This is a genomic window from Aliamphritea hakodatensis, assembly GCF_024347195.1.
Classification (GTDB): domain Bacteria; phylum Pseudomonadota; class Gammaproteobacteria; order Pseudomonadales; family Balneatricaceae; genus Amphritea; species Amphritea hakodatensis.
Map to the genome: position 1 here is coordinate 2393356 of NZ_AP025281.1, position 17053 is coordinate 2410408.

Sequence of the window (17053 nt, forward strand, 5' to 3'; positions counted from 1 at the left end):
GTTTTACTTCTTTACCTGTTTTAAGAGTACTTTGAGTTTTACGTCCGGATTACACAGCTGGTCCGGGTCCGGTTGCGCCTCCATCTCCATTAAGCGCTGCAACACCTTCACATCTGCCGCAGCAGCTGTACCTTCTGCAATACTGACCACTGCGCTAAGCTTATTGTTGCTAAAACCCAGATGAATTTCCTTCCGGTCTGATTCCAGCGAACCGCGCTGCAGCCAGTGTTCTGCTGCAGCGGGAAAGCCCAGCGTTTGGATTTGCCAGTGATACTGGTCGGACCATATCCAGGGCACTGGGTTGTACTCACTGTGGTTGCCGAGAATGTTGGCGACAACATTTTCCGCCTGCAGGTTAGCATTCTGATAAGACTCCAGCCGTTGCTGGCGGCCGTAACGGGGCAGGTAGCTGGCTGCGCAGTCACCGATGGCATACACATTCGGAATACTGGTTTGACCCCGGGCGTCAGTAAGGATGCCGTTATCACAGGGCAGGCCGGCGGCTTCTGCAAGCTGAGTATTCGGGGTTACACCGATGCCGACGATGACCGCATCAACTTTCAGTTCGCTGCCGTCCTCAAATTCAACCGCGGTTACCTGATGGTTACCCTTAAAGCCTTTGAGCGCGGCGTTGCAGTGAATCACATTGCCCTGGCTTTCATGTAACTCTGTGATTCTGTCCGCAAGAAAAGCAGGCAGGCTGCGGGCCATGATGCGGGGCCCGGCTTCCAGCACGTGGGTTGCAATGCCGAGACGGCGGGCGCTGGCAGCGACTTCCATGCCGATGAAGCCGGCACCGATAATCGCAACCGCAGTGGCGTTCTGCAGTCGGTGTTTAATAGCCAGAGCATCAGTATCGGTACGCAGCAGATGGACGCCCGGAAGATCGCGGCCCGGCAGTGGAAGCTGGCGGGGTGTCGCGCCGGTCGCGAAGACAAGGATATCGAATTCCAGCGTCTGTCCGGTATCAGTGTGTACTTGCCGGGTTTTAAGGTCGATCTGCTCAGCACGTGTATTCAGGTGCAGTGTGATGTCCTGTTCCGGGTAGGTTGCAGCCGGACGCAGCAAAAGGTCTTCCGTGGTTTGTGTGCCAGTAAGGACGCCCTTGGACAATGCCGGCCGTTCATAGGGGGCGGAAGCTTCTTCCCCCAACAGGCTGATAGTGCCGGTGAAGCCTTTTTGCCGAAGCTGCAGGGCTAGCTGTCCGCCTGCCTGGCCGGCACCAATGATAAGCACGCGTTGTTGTGACATGACCTGACCTTCCGTGTTTGTTTTTATTGTTTATTGACCGGAATATAGAGCAGTTCTGTTGCACATAGAAGTATCAGTACTGATTTAAGGGGGCGCGGATATTCAGATCATCAGGTCGGAGTAAAACAAAGGCATCCATACGCTATTGTGGCTGATGTCCTGCACTATGCCGTTATGAAAGGCTATCTGATAGGTGGTCAGGTTACTGTCCAGAAATAACAGGCTGATTCGCCGGGCTTTAATGGTGACGACCTTAATGCTGTTGATAGTAACCCCCTTGCTGTTAATGCTCGGGGACGTGCTGACCAGTTCAGGGTTACTGCCTGCGTACCATATTTCATGGCTGATGCCGTTTGTATTGATAAGCCGTTTTATCTCGCTGAAACAGTCAAAATCCGCAATGCCGGTTTCCGTCAGCCCGGATGGCAGCGGATTGTAGAGCGTAATGCTATTGAGGGTTCTGCTGAGGAAGTTGTCCGTTGGCAGGCTGTGAATAGCCAGAATGGTCAGCATGCCTAAACCGAAAATCGCTTTTTTCATGGCGTGGCTCCCGCTGCGCTGAGGAAGCCCAAAAGATAGCCAGGTGCTAACAGAAATGTGTATGAGGAAGGTGTCATTAGCAGCATCCGTGCGCTTTATGAGTGTTATATATAGGTATCCTGCCAGCCGGTTAAGTTCAATTGTTAAGTTTTTCCGGTCAAGATGCGGATATGGTCGGGGCATTTTCGCCTGCTAAGTGGGCAGCCATGAGCTGATCATAAAAAAGCCCGGCGCAGGGCCGGGCTGAAGCATAAGAACAGCGTTTGGACGACGCTGTGATGCGTTTTAGATTTCGTCGCGGCCCAGGGCGCGCAGAACGTTGTTGATCTTGTCTTTACCACCAACGCTGTCGTAGTACTTTGGCCACACCTGAGTCGTTGCCTTGCTGATCCATTCAGCTTCATCCACTTCAGCCCACTGCATGCCCTTGCTCAGCAGGTTTGCCTTGGCAGAGGCTTCCTTGCTGCGCAGGAAGTCCGCACTGTGCAGGGTGGCTGCTTTGCCTGCGGCCAGAATTGCCTCCTGAACGTCCTTTGGCTGCTCCTGGAAGATGGCTTCAGACATGATCATAGGTTCCAGCAGGAAGTTGTAGTGAATGTTGGAGATGTAGGTCTGCACTTCGTTGAACTTTACAGACTCGATATCTACAAGAGACAGGTCCTGTCCGTCGACAACCTTCTGCTGCAGAGCCGTGAACAGTTCAGACCAGGCCATTGGCGTCGGGTTGATGCCCCAGGCTTTGTAGGTATCAATCATGATCTCGTTCTTCGGTACCCGGATCACCAGATCCTGCAGATCGCTGAGGTTACCGACCGGGTGTTTGGAGTTAGTCAGTACGCGGAATCCGGAAAAGGTCCAGCCGATGATGCGAACACCGGCGTCCCGAACGGTGTTATCAACCAGTTGCTGAGCAGCCGGGCTCTTGGTCAGCTCAACCGCTTCATCCAGACTCTGAATCATATAGGGCAGGGTAAATACCCCAACCGTCGGCGAGAAAGGGGTGATGTTGTTAATAGCAACGACGGAGAAGTCCAGTACACCCAGTGCCGCATCGTTGATGGTGTCCTGCTCGGAGCCCAACTGGCTGTTGTAGAACATCTTGGCGGTAGACTTACCGTCGGTGTTTTTTTCCAGCTCGGAGACAAATTTACTGGCCAGCGCATGCTGGGAGCCACCCTGACCGCCGCCAAGGGCGATCTTGTATTCAGCTGCCTGCAGCAAAGGGCTGGCACAGAACAGGGCGCAGCTTAACAGTAAAGATTTAGTTGTTGTTTTCATCTTTTACCTCTGGGTCGCGTATCTCAGGCGCGACATGTTAATGGTGAAGCGAATTGGCTTCACGGTTTTTATATGCCCTGAGCTTATTTTAGTAACATTAGCTGTCGGGCACGGTTATTGGTTACCGGCTGTGATTCCAGTATTCCCGGGATTTTCTGTTCCCGGTGTTCCGTTTGCAGGCTGTTACAGAGCACATCCTGCAAAATCTGTTTATCCAGGTTCAGTTGCTCAACCTGTTTTTGCAGCAGGCGGTTGCGCTGCTGCAGGTCGGTCAGCTGATCAATGGCGGCGGCATTCAGACCGTTGAACCGGCGCTTCCAGTTGTAGAAGGTGGTGTCGGTGATCTTCAGCCGGTCGCAGATGGTGCTGGCCAGCACGCCGCATTCAGCCATAAACAGCGCCTGTTCGATGATTGCGGAACGGCTTTTCATCAGCGTGACTGCCAGTACACCACCTGGGTTTCGGTGTATTCGTACAGGCCGTGCTTACCGTCTGCGCCGCCGATGCCTGATTTACGGGTACCGGCGTGGTAACCCTGCATGGCTTCAAAGTGTTCGCGGTTGACATAGGTTTCACCGAACTTCAGTTCACGGCAGGCTTTCATGATCTCGTCTGCATCCCGGGAGAAGATGGAGGAGGTCAGGCCGTATTCGGTGTCGTTGGCGTATTGCAGTGCTTCATCCAGACTGTCGACGATCATGACCGGCAGAACAGGACCAAAGATTTCCTGCTGCATCAGCGGGTGCTGATTACTGTCCACTTGCAGCACGGTTGGCTGATAGTGATGGCCGGCAACATCTTCGACGACATTGCCGCCGCAGAGTACGTTTACGCCGTCGGCTTTGGCGGCTGCTACCATCGCGGCAACTTTATCCAGCCCGGCCCGGTTAACCAGCGGGCCCATCTCGATATCAGCGTCCTGCAGCGGATCGCCAAATTGGGTGTTGGTCATGGCGGCGGTGATTTTTTCCAGGAACTCATCGGCAACTGCCCGTTCAACATAAACCCGTTCAGCGCAGTTACAGACCTGTCCGGTGTTGATGATGCGTGAGTCACGGATGGCTTTTACCGCCAGATCAACATCGGCGTTGGCGGTGACGATGGCAGGGGCCTTGCCACCCAGTTCCAGATTAACCTTAGTGACGTTAGCCGCGCAGGCAGCCATGATACGTTTACCGGTTTCGACGCTGCCGGTGAAGCTGATCATGCCCACATCTTTGTTCTCACAAAGGGCCGCGCCACTGGCGCCTTTACCGGCGACCAGATTGAAAACACCGGCCGGGAGGTCGGTTTCAGCCACCAGTCTGGCAAATTCGAAAGCGTTGTTAGGGGTTTCTTCGCTGGGCTTAATCACGATGGTGTTACCGGTGACCAGTGCCGGTGCCAGTTTGCGGGCAATCAGGAAGAACGGGAAGTTCCAGGGCAGAATGCCGCCTACCACGCCGATGGGTTTACGCTGTAAAAAGATGGTTTCATCCGGACGGTCACTGGTGATGACTTCGCCCTCAATGCGCCGGGCCCACTCGGCCATGTAATCCAGATAATCGGCGGTGAAGTTAACTTCGACTTCTGCCAGCCCCATGACTTTGCCCTGTTCGGCCACAATGGTGCGGGCCAGTGCCGGCACATTTTCCCGCAGTTTGGCAGCGATACGGCGCAGGTAGCCGGCCCGTTCAATGGCAGGTTTACGTGCCCATTCAACCTGTGCAGCCTTCGCAGCGGCTACCGCCCGGTTAACGTCTTCGGCATGGCTGTCAGGTATGGTGGACAGCCGTTCACCGCTGGCCGGGTTCAGGACATCGATCCGGTCACCGGAAGAGGCGGCGACAAACTCGCCGTTGATATAGTTCTGGTAATGTTCAGTGCTGCTCATGGAGGGGGCTCCTTTGTTATTGTTTGCAGATGAAGTCGCTGTGCGCAGACGGGTTGTCAGAAACCTGTTCTAGAAAAATTTGAAGTGTTTGCGGATGGGCTGGCGGATATCCCAGTTCACCAAAACGCCGGCTTCCACCGTCACCAGATCGCCCTGACGGATGGTCTGATCGATGCCGCACCGGGTTGTCAGGCGGGCTTCGCCGTCCAGGATGTAGAACATTTCTCTGGCGGTGTAATCTTCGTCAAAGTTACAGATCTCTTTTTCCCAGACCGGCCACTGTGTCGCCGTTTCAAGTTGTGAAGCATCCGGTGACTGAACTGATATCATGCTGTTTTTTCCTATGTGTTTTATTTTTAATCAATAAGTTATGGTGTACTAGTCATGTGAATTATTAATGTTACTTAGCCAATTCTGGTATCAATGGCGTCCCGTGCTTCGTAGTATTTAATGGCGCTGTACACGCCTAGCCGGTGCATGCCGTGAAAGGGGAATGCTTTAAACCCGGTGGTGGGGATGGCCAGATCTTCCGGCGCTTTTCCCTGCACCCGTTCGGCCAGAATACGGCCCATGACGGTGCCCATTGCCACCCCGCGACCGTTGTACCCCAGGCCGGCCAGAATGCCCGGTGCCGGTTCGTGAAGGTGAGGCAGCACTTCAGGTGTGAAGGCCAGCCGTCCGCCCCAGTACACATCCAGATCGGTGGCGCTGAACTGCGGGAACACGTGACTGATGGCTTTGTGCAGGCGTTTGCGGTCTGCGGTGTTGCACTGTTCACTCATGCCAAGGCTGCCGAACAGCAGGCGGTTGTGGTTGTCTTTGCGGCAGTAGTAGATCACCCGGCGGGTATCAGAAAGGGTATGCCCCTGGGGCAGGATGGCATTGTATTCAGCGTCGCTTAGCGGCCGGGTAACTGCCTGAACACTGATCAGGGGTACTATGGTCTGCTTAAGGCCCTTAAGCGTGTCGTCGGTATAGCCGTTGGTACAGAACAGTACCCAGTCGCTGGTCACCTTGCCTGACGGTGTACTGACCTGCCATTGTCTGTTGTCCGGGGTGACACTCAGGGCCGGGCTGCAGGAATAGATTTCAGCACCCTGTTCAGTGGCAACCCGGGCCAGCTCCCGGCTGTAGGAGAGGGGCTGGATGCAGCCGCCGGATTTAACCACGGTGGCGGTTTTGTAAGCATCGGAGCCGCTCAGTTCACGCAGTGCCTGACCTTGGGTAAAACTGATATCCAGCCCGTACTCTGACCAGCCCTTATGCATGGCTTCCAGTTCTTTAATGGCGCCGGTACAGTGAGCTCCCCGAATCCAGCCATTCTGTACTGCGTCGCAGTCCAGTTGGTGTTCCGCAATCAGATTGAACAGTTCGTTACCGGAATTAACATAGCTTTCCAGCATGCGCGGGCCGAAGGTGTTGCCTAACTGGGCGATGATTTTTTCCGGCACCGCATGGGCCAGCGGATTGACCTGCCCGCCGGTACGGCCGGATGCGCCCCAGCCCGGTTCATGGGCGTCCAGTAAGGCGACAGAAGCGCCCGATGATGCCAGTTCCAGTGCTGCCCTTAATCCGGTTATACCGGCACCGATGACGGTAACATCCCGGCGGATGTCTTCCTGCAGGGCTTTACCCGGCGCTGCAGCAACAGCGGTACGGGTCCAGAAGGAAGGATTGGTGGATTGCGGCAGGGACATCTTGTGCTCCGGTTGTGTGTGGTAGCGGGTTATCTGAGTACCGGATCAGACTATCAGCGGAACCTGCGCTGCAACCATTTGGCAGCTTTGTTCACTCTGCAGCATTAGCGCTGCAGTTTTTGTGCGTTGGTGATGCAGCGCTTACATAATTTGTGCTTTTTTCTCAGTTTTCTTTATGTTTCTGGGTAGGTTTTAGGGTAAGTTTCAAAGCATGAACGGCTGTGCGGCGTACTTCAGATGCCGCAACCGGCCGTGGATCTATTCTTTGCTGGCGGGCCGCCGGCGTGATTATCGGTAAGTATTCAGGAGAGGTTGGCCATGCAGTCAAATGATGATCTGGAAAACTTTGCGACGAACCTGCAGTTCCTGTGCGGGTTCTACAGTTCTATTTCAGAGGTGTGCCGCCGGCTTGAAATCAACCGTCAGCAGTTTAACCGTTATCTGAATGGCAAGGCGTTTCCGTCGTTCAAAAACCTGAAGAAAATCTGTGATTTCTTCGGTGTTGAGAGTGAAGAGATTGTAGAGCTGCCGGCGGTGTTTCAGTCCAGAGTATCCCCGCCGGATACCGTCAATGCGCAGCAGGCTATCCCCCGTAATCTGGCGAATATCATTTTGCCGCTGCTGAAGAGCCCGAGTCAGGGGCTGGAGCGGTATGAAGGCTATTACTACCGCTATTTTTATTCGTTTGGTTTTCCCGGGTTTATCTTTCGCTCCTTTGTAAAGATTTATAAGAGTGATGATATTTATTACATGAAGCACATCGAACGCTCCAGTGGCAAAAACCCCATGTTAGGCGCGCGCCTGACGATTAAGTATCACGGGCTGGTATTCTTACTGGCCGACAGGCTGTTTTTGGTGGAGTCCGAGCCGGAGCTGAATTCCACGGTTTCTGAAACCATTCTGACCCCCAGTTACCGGCCGAATAATCCGTACCTCTCTGGGTTGATGATCTGTGCATCCAGTTGCAGCGCCCATCAGCCCGGCGCGGCAAGAACTATGTTTGAGTATCTGGGTAAAAATATTGATGTGCGTAAGGCGATGAAAAAATGTGATTTGTTTCATCATACGGATGACAGTATTCCCAAGAATATCCGTCAGGCGATTGGCAATGTCATCACTCCGGAAGAGTTCACCTTTCATCCTCCCCGGGGCTGACAGGCACTGGCAGGCGACAGGAGGGACCGTTTACAGGGGGATTTATCCCTCTGAGGTCTTAATCTGGTCAGTCCGGTTGTTTCTGACAGGTCTCCGGGACAACTTTTTTGCGTAAAATTTAGTAACATAGGCACTGCACCCGGGGAAGTTGCGTGTCTGTTTGGTGAAATTTCCCCGGCCATATATGTTTTCTGACAATGGATTTTTATGGCTCTTAAGTTGTTGATTATTGGTTATGTCTGGCCTGAACCCCGGTCTTCTGCTGCGGGCAGCCGGATGATGGAGTTAATCGACTTTTTTCAGCAACAGGGATATGAAGTCACCTTTGCCAGCCCGGCAGCCCTGAGTGAACACCGTGCGGATCTCAAGTCTCTGGATGTTCATGAGGTTGCCATTGAACTGAACAGCGAAAGTTTTGATGGCTGGGTGCGTAATCTTGACCCTCAGATCGTCATGTTCGACCGCTTTATGATGGAAGAACAGTTTGGCTGGCGAGTGGAGCAGCAGTGCCCGCAGGCCCTGCGGATTCTGGATACAGAAGATCTGCACAGCCTGCGTCAGGTTCGCCACCAGCGGTTTAAAAAGCTGGATCCGGCCGAAACCCTGGATAAGCAGTTTGACGACAAACACACCCTGTTTCTGGAGATGTCTGAGCTGGATATCGCCCAGCGTGAGATTGCGGCCATTATGCGCTGTGATCTGAGCATAATGATTTCCCGTTTTGAAATTGAACTGCTCACTGAGTGTTTCGGCGTCCGCCATGAAAATCTGGTGCATCTGCCGTTTATGCTGGAACGGGAGAATATAACCCTGCCGCGTTTCAAAGCCCGTAATCACTTCGTGACCATAGGTAATTTCCGCCATGCACCGAACTGGGATTCCGTCCTCTGGCTGAAGCAGGTGATATGGCCGCGGGTGAGAGAACAGCTGCCGAAGGCTGAGTTGCATGTTTACGGTGCTTATCCGCCGAAAAAGGCCACCGATCTGCATAAGCCTGGTGAGGGTTTTTATCTGGATGGCTGGGCCCCGGATGTTCACCGGGTGCTGAGTCAGGCCCGGGTGTGTCTGGCACCGCTGCGCTTCGGTGCCGGCATCAAAGGCAAGTTCACCGATGCCATGCTTAATGGCACGCCGGCGGTTACTACGCCGGTCGGGGCTGAATCCATGCACGGGGATATTCCCTGGTGTGGTGAAGTAGCGGAGTCTGTACCGGCCATTGTCGCCGGCGCGGTCCGTCTGTATAAGGATGCGGAGTTCTGGCAGGACTGTCAGCAGAACGGTTTCGATATTCTTGAAGCTGAGTTTTCCCGGGAAAAGATTCAGGCCCGTTTTCTGCAGCAGATTGAGTATACCAGGGCGCATCTGACGGTTAGCCGCAAAGAGAATTTCATGGGGCAGCTGTTACGTCACCATCACCATAAAAGTACTAAGTATATGTCCCAGTGGATTGAAGCTAAAAATAAGCTTTTATCCTGAGTGTCAGTCACCCCCGTTTTGTAAGGATTACTATGTTAGCTGCTCTCGCCAACCCGATTTTGCCGATTTTCACGGTAATCTTTTTGGGCATTGTGTTTGGCCGTAAAGGGATTTTTACACCGGAAATGGCAAGGGCGCTGAATGCCTTTGTGTATTACATTGGCCAGCCAGCGCTGATTTTCCTGCTGGCGGCCCGCTCGCCGCTGGGAGAGTATGATGTGGCAGCGCTGGGCAGTTACTTTGCCGTGGAAGTGACGCTTTATGCGGTGGTTGCCTTTGTTGCCGTCCGGGTATTCCGTACCTCGTTGGGTGAAGGCCTGGTACTGGGGATGACAACCGTGTTTGTAAACCATCTCTACTACGTGCTGCCGATTGTGACCCTGCTGAAGGGGGAGGTTGCTGCCATTCCGGTGGAAGGGGCGATCTTTACCGATCTGGCGGTGCTGTATTGTGGCACTGTCTTCATCGTCGAACTGATTTCGCGGGGCGGTGCGTCTGTTTCACAGGTGCCGGCCATTCTGGCCAGAAACCCGGCTTTGTGGGCGTTGTCGCTGGGGCTGCTGGCAAATCTGTCAGGCATCGGTTCGCCGGCAGGTCTGTATACCTTTGCCGACTTTGTTGGCCGTACAGCCCCGGCAACGCTGTTGTTTGTGTTGGGTATTACTATGGCCAATGTACGGCTGTTCAGCCTGGATAAGCTGACCTGCCTGGTAATTGCACTGGCGTTGGTGGCGCAGCCGACCCTGATGTACCTGCTGGGGAATGTTAACGGTGCGGATGTTCAGTGGCAGGCGACCCTGATTCTGCTGGCGGCCGGCCCCTGCGGCGCGATGCCCTTTGTCATTGCCCTGAAATACGGTATACCGACTGACCGGCTGGCCCGGGCCATTCTTGCCGCAACTGTGCTGTCGCTGCCCAGCCTGGCATTTCTCACCCGCTTTATCTGAAGGGACATTTCTTCCGGTGTCCGGCTTAGCCCATCTCCCACAGATGGGCCGCGACCAGTGACCGGTAAGGGCTGAACTGTGCCAGCCATGCTGCGGTTCTGGCCGGTGTTATCCTGTCCTGATTCAGCAGACGTGCCAGATTGCGCCGGACGGCGGCGTCCGTTTCCAGTGATTCATCCAGCCAGCCGAAGCCTCTGAGTAAACCGTAGTTAATGGTCCACGGGCCGATGCCTTTCAGACTGAGCAGGGTTTCCCGGACTTTTTCTGTACCCAGCGATTCCAGCCAGTTGTCACTGAAGTAACCTTTTTCAGCCACATGTCTGCTCAGGTTCAGTAGGCAGTTAGCTTTGCTGTTGGAAAAGCCACATTCACGGAGGGCCTGATAGCTGAGTGCACTGATATGTGTGGCGTCAGGGAAACAATACATGCCGCTGCTGTGACGCACCCCGGCTGCCTGAATCAGCTTGCTGCGGATACTGATGGCCGCGGTGACACTGATCTGCTGGCCGGTGATGGCCCAGGCGAATGCTTCAAACGGGGATGCAACGGTCGGGATCCGCAAGCCCGGATTCTGTCTGATCAGGTTGGCCAGCAGCGGATGGTTTGTGTATTTGTCTTCAAAGGCTGCAACATCCTGATGCAGGCCAAGCATGCGTTCGGCGAGGGCTGTCAGCGCTTCTTTCGCCGGTACAGTTGTGCTGTCTGTGTGCAGGCTAACCCGTGCCTGAGTATCAGAGAATCTCACCTGCAGTAAGGCCGGGTGGCTGTGCCAGATGATGCCTTTATCCATCCCGCATTCCTGTGAATCTGCGGTGGCGTCCTGATCCAGAATACGTTCAGCCAGTTGTTGTTTGTCCCTGCGGTGATAGGCAAGAATTCCGGCTGTGCAGAAGTTCGGGGGGAGGTTCAGGGTGATGGTCAGGGATGTCATGAATAGCCTTAAAGAAACGGTTAAGCCGCTGCTGACTGTACCAGCAGGCCAGATGTTAAACACTCAGTTTCTTGCGCTTATATTCTCAGTGGCAGGAAGTATTGTTTGATCAGCGTTTCCTATCGCAGTTATCAGGAAAACCTCAGCAGGGTATTTGAATAAGATTTTGCTATTTAAAGCTTTCTTTGCTTAAATTTTTTTAATTCTAATAATAATCGTTCTTGCTGAGGTTCGTGTAATGCATTTTACTCTTAAACAGTTGCGCTATTTTGTGAACGCGGGTGAATTCAACAGTGTGACAAAAGCCGCAGAAACCCTGCATGTATCCCAGCCTTCCATTTCTTCCGCGATCCTGCATCTGGAAGATGTTACCGGGTTGCAGCTGTTCGTTCGGCACCATGCACAGGGGCTTTCCCTGACGCCTGCTGGCCGCAAGTTTGTGCTTAAAGCCAAGCAGTTACTGCAGGATGCAGAAGGGCTGGGGCATTACGCCAGTACGCTGGGTGAAGATATCGCCGGTTCATTACGTATCGTGGGCTTCCCGACGTTCACGCCGATTCTGATGCCGTCGCTGATGAAGGCTTTTGTGGATGCGTATCCGGAAGTGACCATTCAGTGCGATGAGAATCACCAGAAAGATCTGATCCAGAGTCTGCACGAGGGCCGCTATGAACTGGGGCTGACCTATGATCTGCAGATTCCGGCGGACATTGAATTCGAAGCGATTATCGAATTTCCCCCGTATGCGGTACTCAATAATGCCCATCCACTGGCAGACCGGGAAGAGTTGTCGCTCAAAGAGCTGGCTGAGTATCCCATGGTGGTGCTGGACTGGCCCATGAGCCGGGACTATTTCTATTCGTTGTTCTTAAGTCAGGATCTGGAACCAAAGTTTGCCTACAAGGCACAGTCGCTGGGCATGGTGCGGGGGCTGGTGGGCAACGGATTCGGTTACTCCCTATTTAACTCGCCGCTGGCCAGTAATCTGGCCTTGGATGGCACAGAACTGAAAGCCATTCCGCTTAAGGATAAGCTGCGGCCTTTACGTATGGGCATCGCAAAAGTGGGCCAGTTACGGCTGACTCCGGCAGCCCAGGCCTTCGTGCAAATGCTGAAGACCCAGACCACCGAGCTGACCGATGCCGTGTTTACGGATAAGCGTTTTCACAAAGCTTTGGACTGATCCTCTTCATTGTCAGTTGTGGCAGACGCCGGTGGCGTGTCTTTGCGCACGGCGAACCGCCAGATAAAGAAAATGGTCAGCAACATGAAGGGCAGGGCCATTGGCCGGGTGAAGAAGATCAGCACGTTATTATCATGCAGTACCATGCTTTGCCGTAAGACCTGTTCGAGCATCGGGCCCAGCAGAAACCCAATGAACAGGGCGACAATGGAAAACCCGGTTTTACGCATGATGTAACCCAGCCCGGCGAAGGCAAACATTATACCCACCTCGAAGAATGAGTACGCCGGGATATAAACACCCACTACGCAGAGTATGGTGACGATAGGCAGGACAATGGCTTTGGGAATCTGGGTAACTTTTACCCAGAGGGGAATGCCCAGCCGGCCAACAATCAGGTGCGCAAAGTTTGCCATCAGCATGGAGGCGAAAATGGCGTACACCAGATCACCGTTTTGCTGCATCATGAACGGCCCGGGGGTGATGCCGTGGATGATGAATGCGCCAATTAGCAGTGCAGCGGCAACGTTCCCCGGAATGCCCAGCGCAATGGTGGGAATCAGGTTCGCCCCGGCCACGGCGCTGTTTGCGGCTTCAGTGGCGGCGATGCCTTCCAGATGGCCAGTGCCGAATTTTTCCGGTGTTTTGGACGCCCGTTTGGCTGCACCGTAACCGAGAAAAGCCGCCAGTGTTACGCCCAGCCCGGGCAACATGCCGACAAATGTACCTATGTAAGCCGAGCGGAACAGGGTTTTAATACAGGCCCTGAATTCATGAAAGTGCAGGGTTTGCAGGGCTTTATCAAAATGGCGTTCAATGTTGAGTTTTTTATCCAGATCCTGCCAGTGATCGAACAGCTGGCTGATCACTGAACTGAAAGCAAACAGACCAATGGCCATGGCGTTCATGGAAATGCCGTCGTACAGGTCGACAATGCCGAATGTCATTCGCTGGGTGCCGTCCTGTGCATCCAGGCCAACAGTGGCGAGAAACACCCCCAGAGCTGCGGCCATTAAACCTTTCAGCAGTGACTTGCCTGCCAGACCGGCGATCAGGGTAAAGGCCAGCAGGATGATGGCGGTGATTTCCGGCGGGCCGAATAACAGTGCCAGTGCAGCAAACGGCGCAGCCAGCAGGATCAGCACCACATCGGAGCAGGTATCACCGAATACGGAGGAGTAGAGGGCCATTTTCATGGCTTTCATGGGCTTGCCCTGTTTTGTCAGGGGGTAGCCATCCCGGGCGGTGGCGACGTTTTCAGCACTGCCGGGCGCGTTGATCAGAATCGCCGGGATCGCGCCGCCGGAGGTGCCGCCTTTGGTAATGCCGATCAGGAATGCCAGCGCAGTTACCGGCGACATATAGAAGGTCACCGGAATCAGCAGTGACAGGGCGGTGATGCTGCCAACACCGGGCAACACGCCGAACAGCAGGCCGGTGGCGACACCGAGGAAAATAAAGCACAGATTGACCAGAGTAAAAGCATTACTGAAGCCAAGTATTAACGCATCTAGCATGAACTCACCTGATTATTATTATGGTGGTGGTTTTGGCGGGCGGAAGTCTGTCCGCCAGGCAGTTGTCATTCGCCCAGGCTGATGCCCGGCATATCAATTGTCAGCCCGTACCAGAGGGCGGTTTGCAGCAGCAGTGGTACAGATACTCCCAGCAGGATGATCAGCCAGTGTGGCCGGATGCGGAATACCCACATGATGCCGGCGAGGGCGCAGGTGGATGTGATTGCGAATCCCAGCGACTGAAACATCAGCATGAAGCTGGTGGCGTAAACCGCGAACACGCCCAGATAGAGGCATTCCTGTGCGGCAAACTGCAGATCATCGCCGTCTTCACTTTCTTCATCCATGGCGGGCATCTGAGTAAAGCGGATACGCAGGGACTTAATGAGCAGCAGCGAGGCAAGTAAACATACACAGCCGGCGGCTACCTGTGGCATAAAGGCCGGAGACAGGCCAAAGGCCTGTTCCGGATCGGTTGCCACATACCGGGGGATCAGATAGAACCAGCTGGTCAGTCCGGTCAGCAGCAGGGCTGAGGCGGCAATGATGTTAAAACTGGTCAGATCCCCGTCAGTATGATGGTGCATAAGCAGGCCTCCGGTTATTTCTTGCTGGCAACCAGTTTCAGGCTGGCCTGGGATTCATCGATAATGGTTGTAATATCTGCCGCGTTGATCAGCTGCAGCGGGGCTTTCATACGGTCTTCGACGATCTTGCGGAAGTCTTCTTCGGTAGCCGCCTCAAGGATAGCCTCTTCAAGAACCTTCACGATTGTGTCATCAACCCCGGCTTTCACCATAAACACAACGTGGGCCGGAATGGCCAGGTTGTAGCCGGATTCCGCGAAGCTCTTCTTGGTCGGGGAATCGTTGAGGCGCTCTTTGTTCAGGGAGCTGATGACTTCAAACTTACCCGGGTAAGAGCTGTGAATACCGCCGCTGTAGCCTACGTCGATCTGGCCGGCGAGCAGTAACTGAACAATCTCAGCCCCGCCAGAGGCGGTGATCATCCGCAGCTCGAGGTTTTCTTTTTCAGCCAGCTGTTTCAGCATCAGTTCGCTGATCGCACCCTGATGGGCGATTTTCAGGCCAGGATTCTGACGGGCGTACTCCACCATCTCTTCCAGATTTTTAAAAGGTGCGTCCGCATTGGCGATCAGGGCGTTCTGGAATTCAGTGACCGCCGCGATGTGACGGAAGTCTTCAAACTTGTAATCCACTTCTTTGGTGAGGGGAATCCAGGTCGATATTTCACTGGCACCGACTAACACACTGTAGCCGTCTGCCGGACGGTTCTTAACGTAAGATGCTGCAACGGCACCACCGCCCCCTTTGCGGTTCTGAACCACCACCGGTTTGCCGAGCTGTTTCTGCATCGCTTTGGCGATGATGCGGGCCATGACGTCGGTTGCGCCACCGGCTTTGTAAGGCACGATGATGTTAACCGGTTTGGTCGGGAATTCAGCCGCTACCGCAGTCACACTGCCGGTTACCAGGGCCATAGAAATCCCGAGGGTTGTGAGCAAACGTTTGCCGATTGTTTTCATTATTTTGTCCTCTGACGTTGCTTAATTTTAGTTGAGATGTGTTAACGCAGCAGTTTATTACTCCGGTAACGGGGTATAGTTGAAGGCGCGCCATTCCAGACAGGCCTGTTTGCCGCCCAGTTCATCGATTTTCAGTTGCTGGTCATGGAAGGCCTGTTCGTTGACCGCTTCCGGGTCACAGACTTCACGGAGTTTTGCCATGCACTGAGCACGAATATCCTGATGGGCGTCGGAATCTCCCAGATCGTTCTGTTCCTGGGGGTCATCTTTCAGGTTGAACAGTTGCGGTGGGCGGCCTACATAGTGGGTGAATTTCCAGTCGCCCATACGGATCATAAAGAAGCCGGTAGTACAGCCGCCGTCGTGGTATTCACTGAGCAGGGTACGGTCCGGCACAAAGCCGTTGGCCATGTCGATCAGTGAATGGCTGTGAGTGGCTGCATCCTGTTGTGTTTCACCCAGCACGCTGTGCAGTACCGTCCGGTGGCAGTCAATCAGTGAAACCGGTGTATCGATCCGCTGGCCGGCAGGAATGCCCGGGCCACTGATGATCATTGGAATGCCCACGGATTCTTCGTACATGACGCTCTTGCCCCAGAGCCCGCGGTTACCCAGCATTTCACCGTGGTCGGAGGTGAAGATGATGCGGGTGGAGTCATACAGGCCGGCATCTTCGAGTGCCTTAATCAGCATGCCCACGTGGTGGTCCAGATAGGAGCACAGGCCATAATAGGCGGCCCGGCCTTTACGCAGGGATTCTTCACTGAAGTGATCGTCATAACTCCAGAAGCGGGCCATGGCAGCCACTTCCGGATGCTGAGGGCGTTCTTCCTGCGCGTAGTTCAGGGGCATGTCCACGCTTTCCGGCGGATACATGTCATAGAATTTCTGCGGCGCGATCAGCGGATAGTGCGGGGCCACAAAAGAACTGAACAATACCCAGGGTTTTGCCAGTTCAGATGATGTCTGCTGCTGACCGGCTTCGGCGATCCAGCGACAGCTTTCGGCGGCAATTTTCGCATCATACCGGGTGTAGTCAGACTCACCGGCGCCGACATTCTGCGCCATTTCCGGGGCACCGTCGTAGCTGTAGATCTGATCTCTTAACAGGCCAATCGGCCAGCCGATATTGCGGAACACATGCATTGGCATGATTTCTTCGCTGAAACCGTTGTTATCTTCTGCGCTGCGGTAATGCAGCTTGCCTATCGATGTGACGGTGTGGCCTTTATCCATTAACTGGTGGCCCCAGCCGGGCACTGAGCCGTCGTAAGGTTCAGCGCTGCTCCAGGTACCTATCTGGTGTACATATTGCCCGGTCGCCAGACTGGCACGGGTAGGTACACAGATAGGTGAGGGCGTATACGCCTGGGTGAAGCAGCTACCCTCACGGACCAGGCGATCAATATTGGGGGTTTTAACCAGTGGGTTGCCGTAACAGCTGAGTGACTGGCGGCTCATTTCATCGCAGATAATGAACAGCACATTGGTGGGTTTTATTGCAGGTGTGGTGTGTGTCATAGCGTACCGGTTTATTGTTATTTTTCCCCGGTAATACGGGGTGTTTATCAGGTACAAATACGCTAACGGGGGATTGATAAATAAACCAATCGAAAAATGTTATAGATAAAGAATATCTTTCTATTGATGATAGGAAGC

The 17053-nt window shown here is 54.0% G+C and carries 16 protein-coding genes; 4 read left to right on the plus strand and 12 right to left on the minus strand.

Annotated elements, in window-relative coordinates; all coding sequences use genetic code 11:
• Window positions 1-3: 3 nt before the first annotated feature.
• The 7 genes from PCI15_RS10980 to PCI15_RS11010 form a co-directional block, all read right to left on the minus strand.
• Window positions 4-1251, minus strand: coding sequence for an NAD(P)/FAD-dependent oxidoreductase (locus PCI15_RS10980; RefSeq protein ID WP_271274379.1), 1248 nt, complete (start codon window positions 1249-1251; stop codon window positions 4-6).
• A 102-nt stretch (window positions 1252-1353) separates the two neighbouring features.
• The gene (locus PCI15_RS10985; protein ID WP_271274380.1) at window positions 1354-1791 is read right to left on the minus strand and encodes a hypothetical protein; all 438 of its coding nucleotides are present in this window, start codon (window positions 1789-1791) and stop codon (window positions 1354-1356) included.
• Window positions 1792-2076: 285 nt separating this feature from the next.
• Window positions 2077-3069: a TRAP transporter substrate-binding protein gene (locus tag PCI15_RS10990; RefSeq protein WP_271274381.1), complete on the minus strand. Its 993-nt coding sequence runs from the start codon at window positions 3067-3069 to the stop codon at window positions 2077-2079.
• Between the two features lie 83 nt (window positions 3070-3152).
• Window positions 3153-3500 carry a transposase gene (locus PCI15_RS10995; RefSeq protein WP_271274382.1) on the minus strand — a complete coding sequence of 116 codons (348 nt, stop codon included), beginning with the start codon at window positions 3498-3500 and terminating at the stop codon, window positions 3153-3155.
• On the minus strand, window positions 3500-4942 hold the full coding sequence (gene aldA / locus PCI15_RS11000) for an aldehyde dehydrogenase (protein ID WP_271274383.1): 1443 nt from the start codon (window positions 4940-4942) through the stop codon (window positions 3500-3502). The genes PCI15_RS10995 and aldA overlap by 1 nt, the downstream gene beginning before the upstream one ends.
• A gap of 69 nt (window positions 4943-5011) precedes the next feature.
• Window positions 5012-5272 (minus strand): cupin domain-containing protein, encoded by a 261-nt coding sequence (locus PCI15_RS11005; RefSeq protein ID WP_271274384.1) that lies wholly within the window; start codon window positions 5270-5272, stop codon window positions 5012-5014.
• 74 nt (window positions 5273-5346) lie between these two features.
• On the minus strand, window positions 5347-6639 hold the full coding sequence (locus PCI15_RS11010; RefSeq protein WP_271274385.1) for an NAD(P)/FAD-dependent oxidoreductase: 1293 nt from the start codon (window positions 6637-6639) through the stop codon (window positions 5347-5349).
• 318 nt (window positions 6640-6957) lie between these two features.
• On the opposite strand from PCI15_RS11010, the gene PCI15_RS11015 reads away from it, so the two are divergent.
• The 3 genes from PCI15_RS11015 to PCI15_RS11025 all read left to right on the plus strand — a co-directional run bounded on the left by PCI15_RS11015 (window position 6958) and on the right by PCI15_RS11025 (window position 10217).
• Complete coding sequence (locus tag PCI15_RS11015; protein WP_271274386.1) at window positions 6958-7794, plus strand: helix-turn-helix domain-containing protein; 837 nt, start codon at window positions 6958-6960, stop codon at window positions 7792-7794.
• Window positions 7795-8001: 207 nt separating this feature from the next.
• Window positions 8002-9270, plus strand: a complete 1269-nt coding sequence (locus PCI15_RS11020) for a glycosyltransferase (protein WP_271274387.1) — start codon at window positions 8002-8004, stop codon at window positions 9268-9270.
• A gap of 32 nt (window positions 9271-9302) precedes the next feature.
• On the plus strand, window positions 9303-10217 hold the full coding sequence (locus tag PCI15_RS11025; RefSeq protein WP_271274388.1) for an AEC family transporter: 915 nt from the start codon (window positions 9303-9305) through the stop codon (window positions 10215-10217).
• Between the two features lie 25 nt (window positions 10218-10242).
• Here the strand turns inward: PCI15_RS11025 and PCI15_RS11030 are convergent, their stop codons facing one another.
• A complete protein-coding gene (locus tag PCI15_RS11030; RefSeq protein WP_271274389.1) occupies window positions 10243-11148 on the minus strand; it encodes a DNA-3-methyladenine glycosylase family protein in 906 nt (301 codons plus the stop codon).
• A 238-nt stretch (window positions 11149-11386) separates the two neighbouring features.
• Here PCI15_RS11030 and PCI15_RS11035 point away from each other — a divergent pair, with 238 nt between their 5' ends.
• Window positions 11387-12331, plus strand: coding sequence for a LysR family transcriptional regulator (locus PCI15_RS11035; protein ID WP_271274390.1), 945 nt, complete (start codon window positions 11387-11389; stop codon window positions 12329-12331).
• Here PCI15_RS11035 and PCI15_RS11040 read toward each other — a convergent pair.
• The 4 genes from PCI15_RS11040 to PCI15_RS11055 form a co-directional block, all read right to left on the minus strand.
• The gene (locus PCI15_RS11040; RefSeq protein ID WP_271274391.1) at window positions 12313-13848 is read right to left on the minus strand and encodes a tripartite tricarboxylate transporter permease; all 1536 of its coding nucleotides are present in this window, start codon (window positions 13846-13848) and stop codon (window positions 12313-12315) included. The two genes, PCI15_RS11035 and PCI15_RS11040, sit on opposite strands and share 19 nt — an antisense overlap.
• Before the next feature lie 65 nt (window positions 13849-13913).
• Complete coding sequence (locus PCI15_RS11045) at window positions 13914-14435, minus strand: tripartite tricarboxylate transporter TctB family protein (protein ID WP_271274392.1); 522 nt, start codon at window positions 14433-14435, stop codon at window positions 13914-13916.
• A 14-nt stretch (window positions 14436-14449) separates the two neighbouring features.
• Window positions 14450-15394: a Bug family tripartite tricarboxylate transporter substrate binding protein gene (locus PCI15_RS11050; RefSeq protein ID WP_271274393.1), complete on the minus strand. Its 945-nt coding sequence runs from the start codon at window positions 15392-15394 to the stop codon at window positions 14450-14452.
• 57 nt (window positions 15395-15451) lie between these two features.
• On the minus strand, window positions 15452-16915 hold the full coding sequence (locus tag PCI15_RS11055; protein WP_271274394.1) for a sulfatase family protein: 1464 nt from the start codon (window positions 16913-16915) through the stop codon (window positions 15452-15454).
• Window positions 16916-17053: the final 138 nt, after the last annotated feature.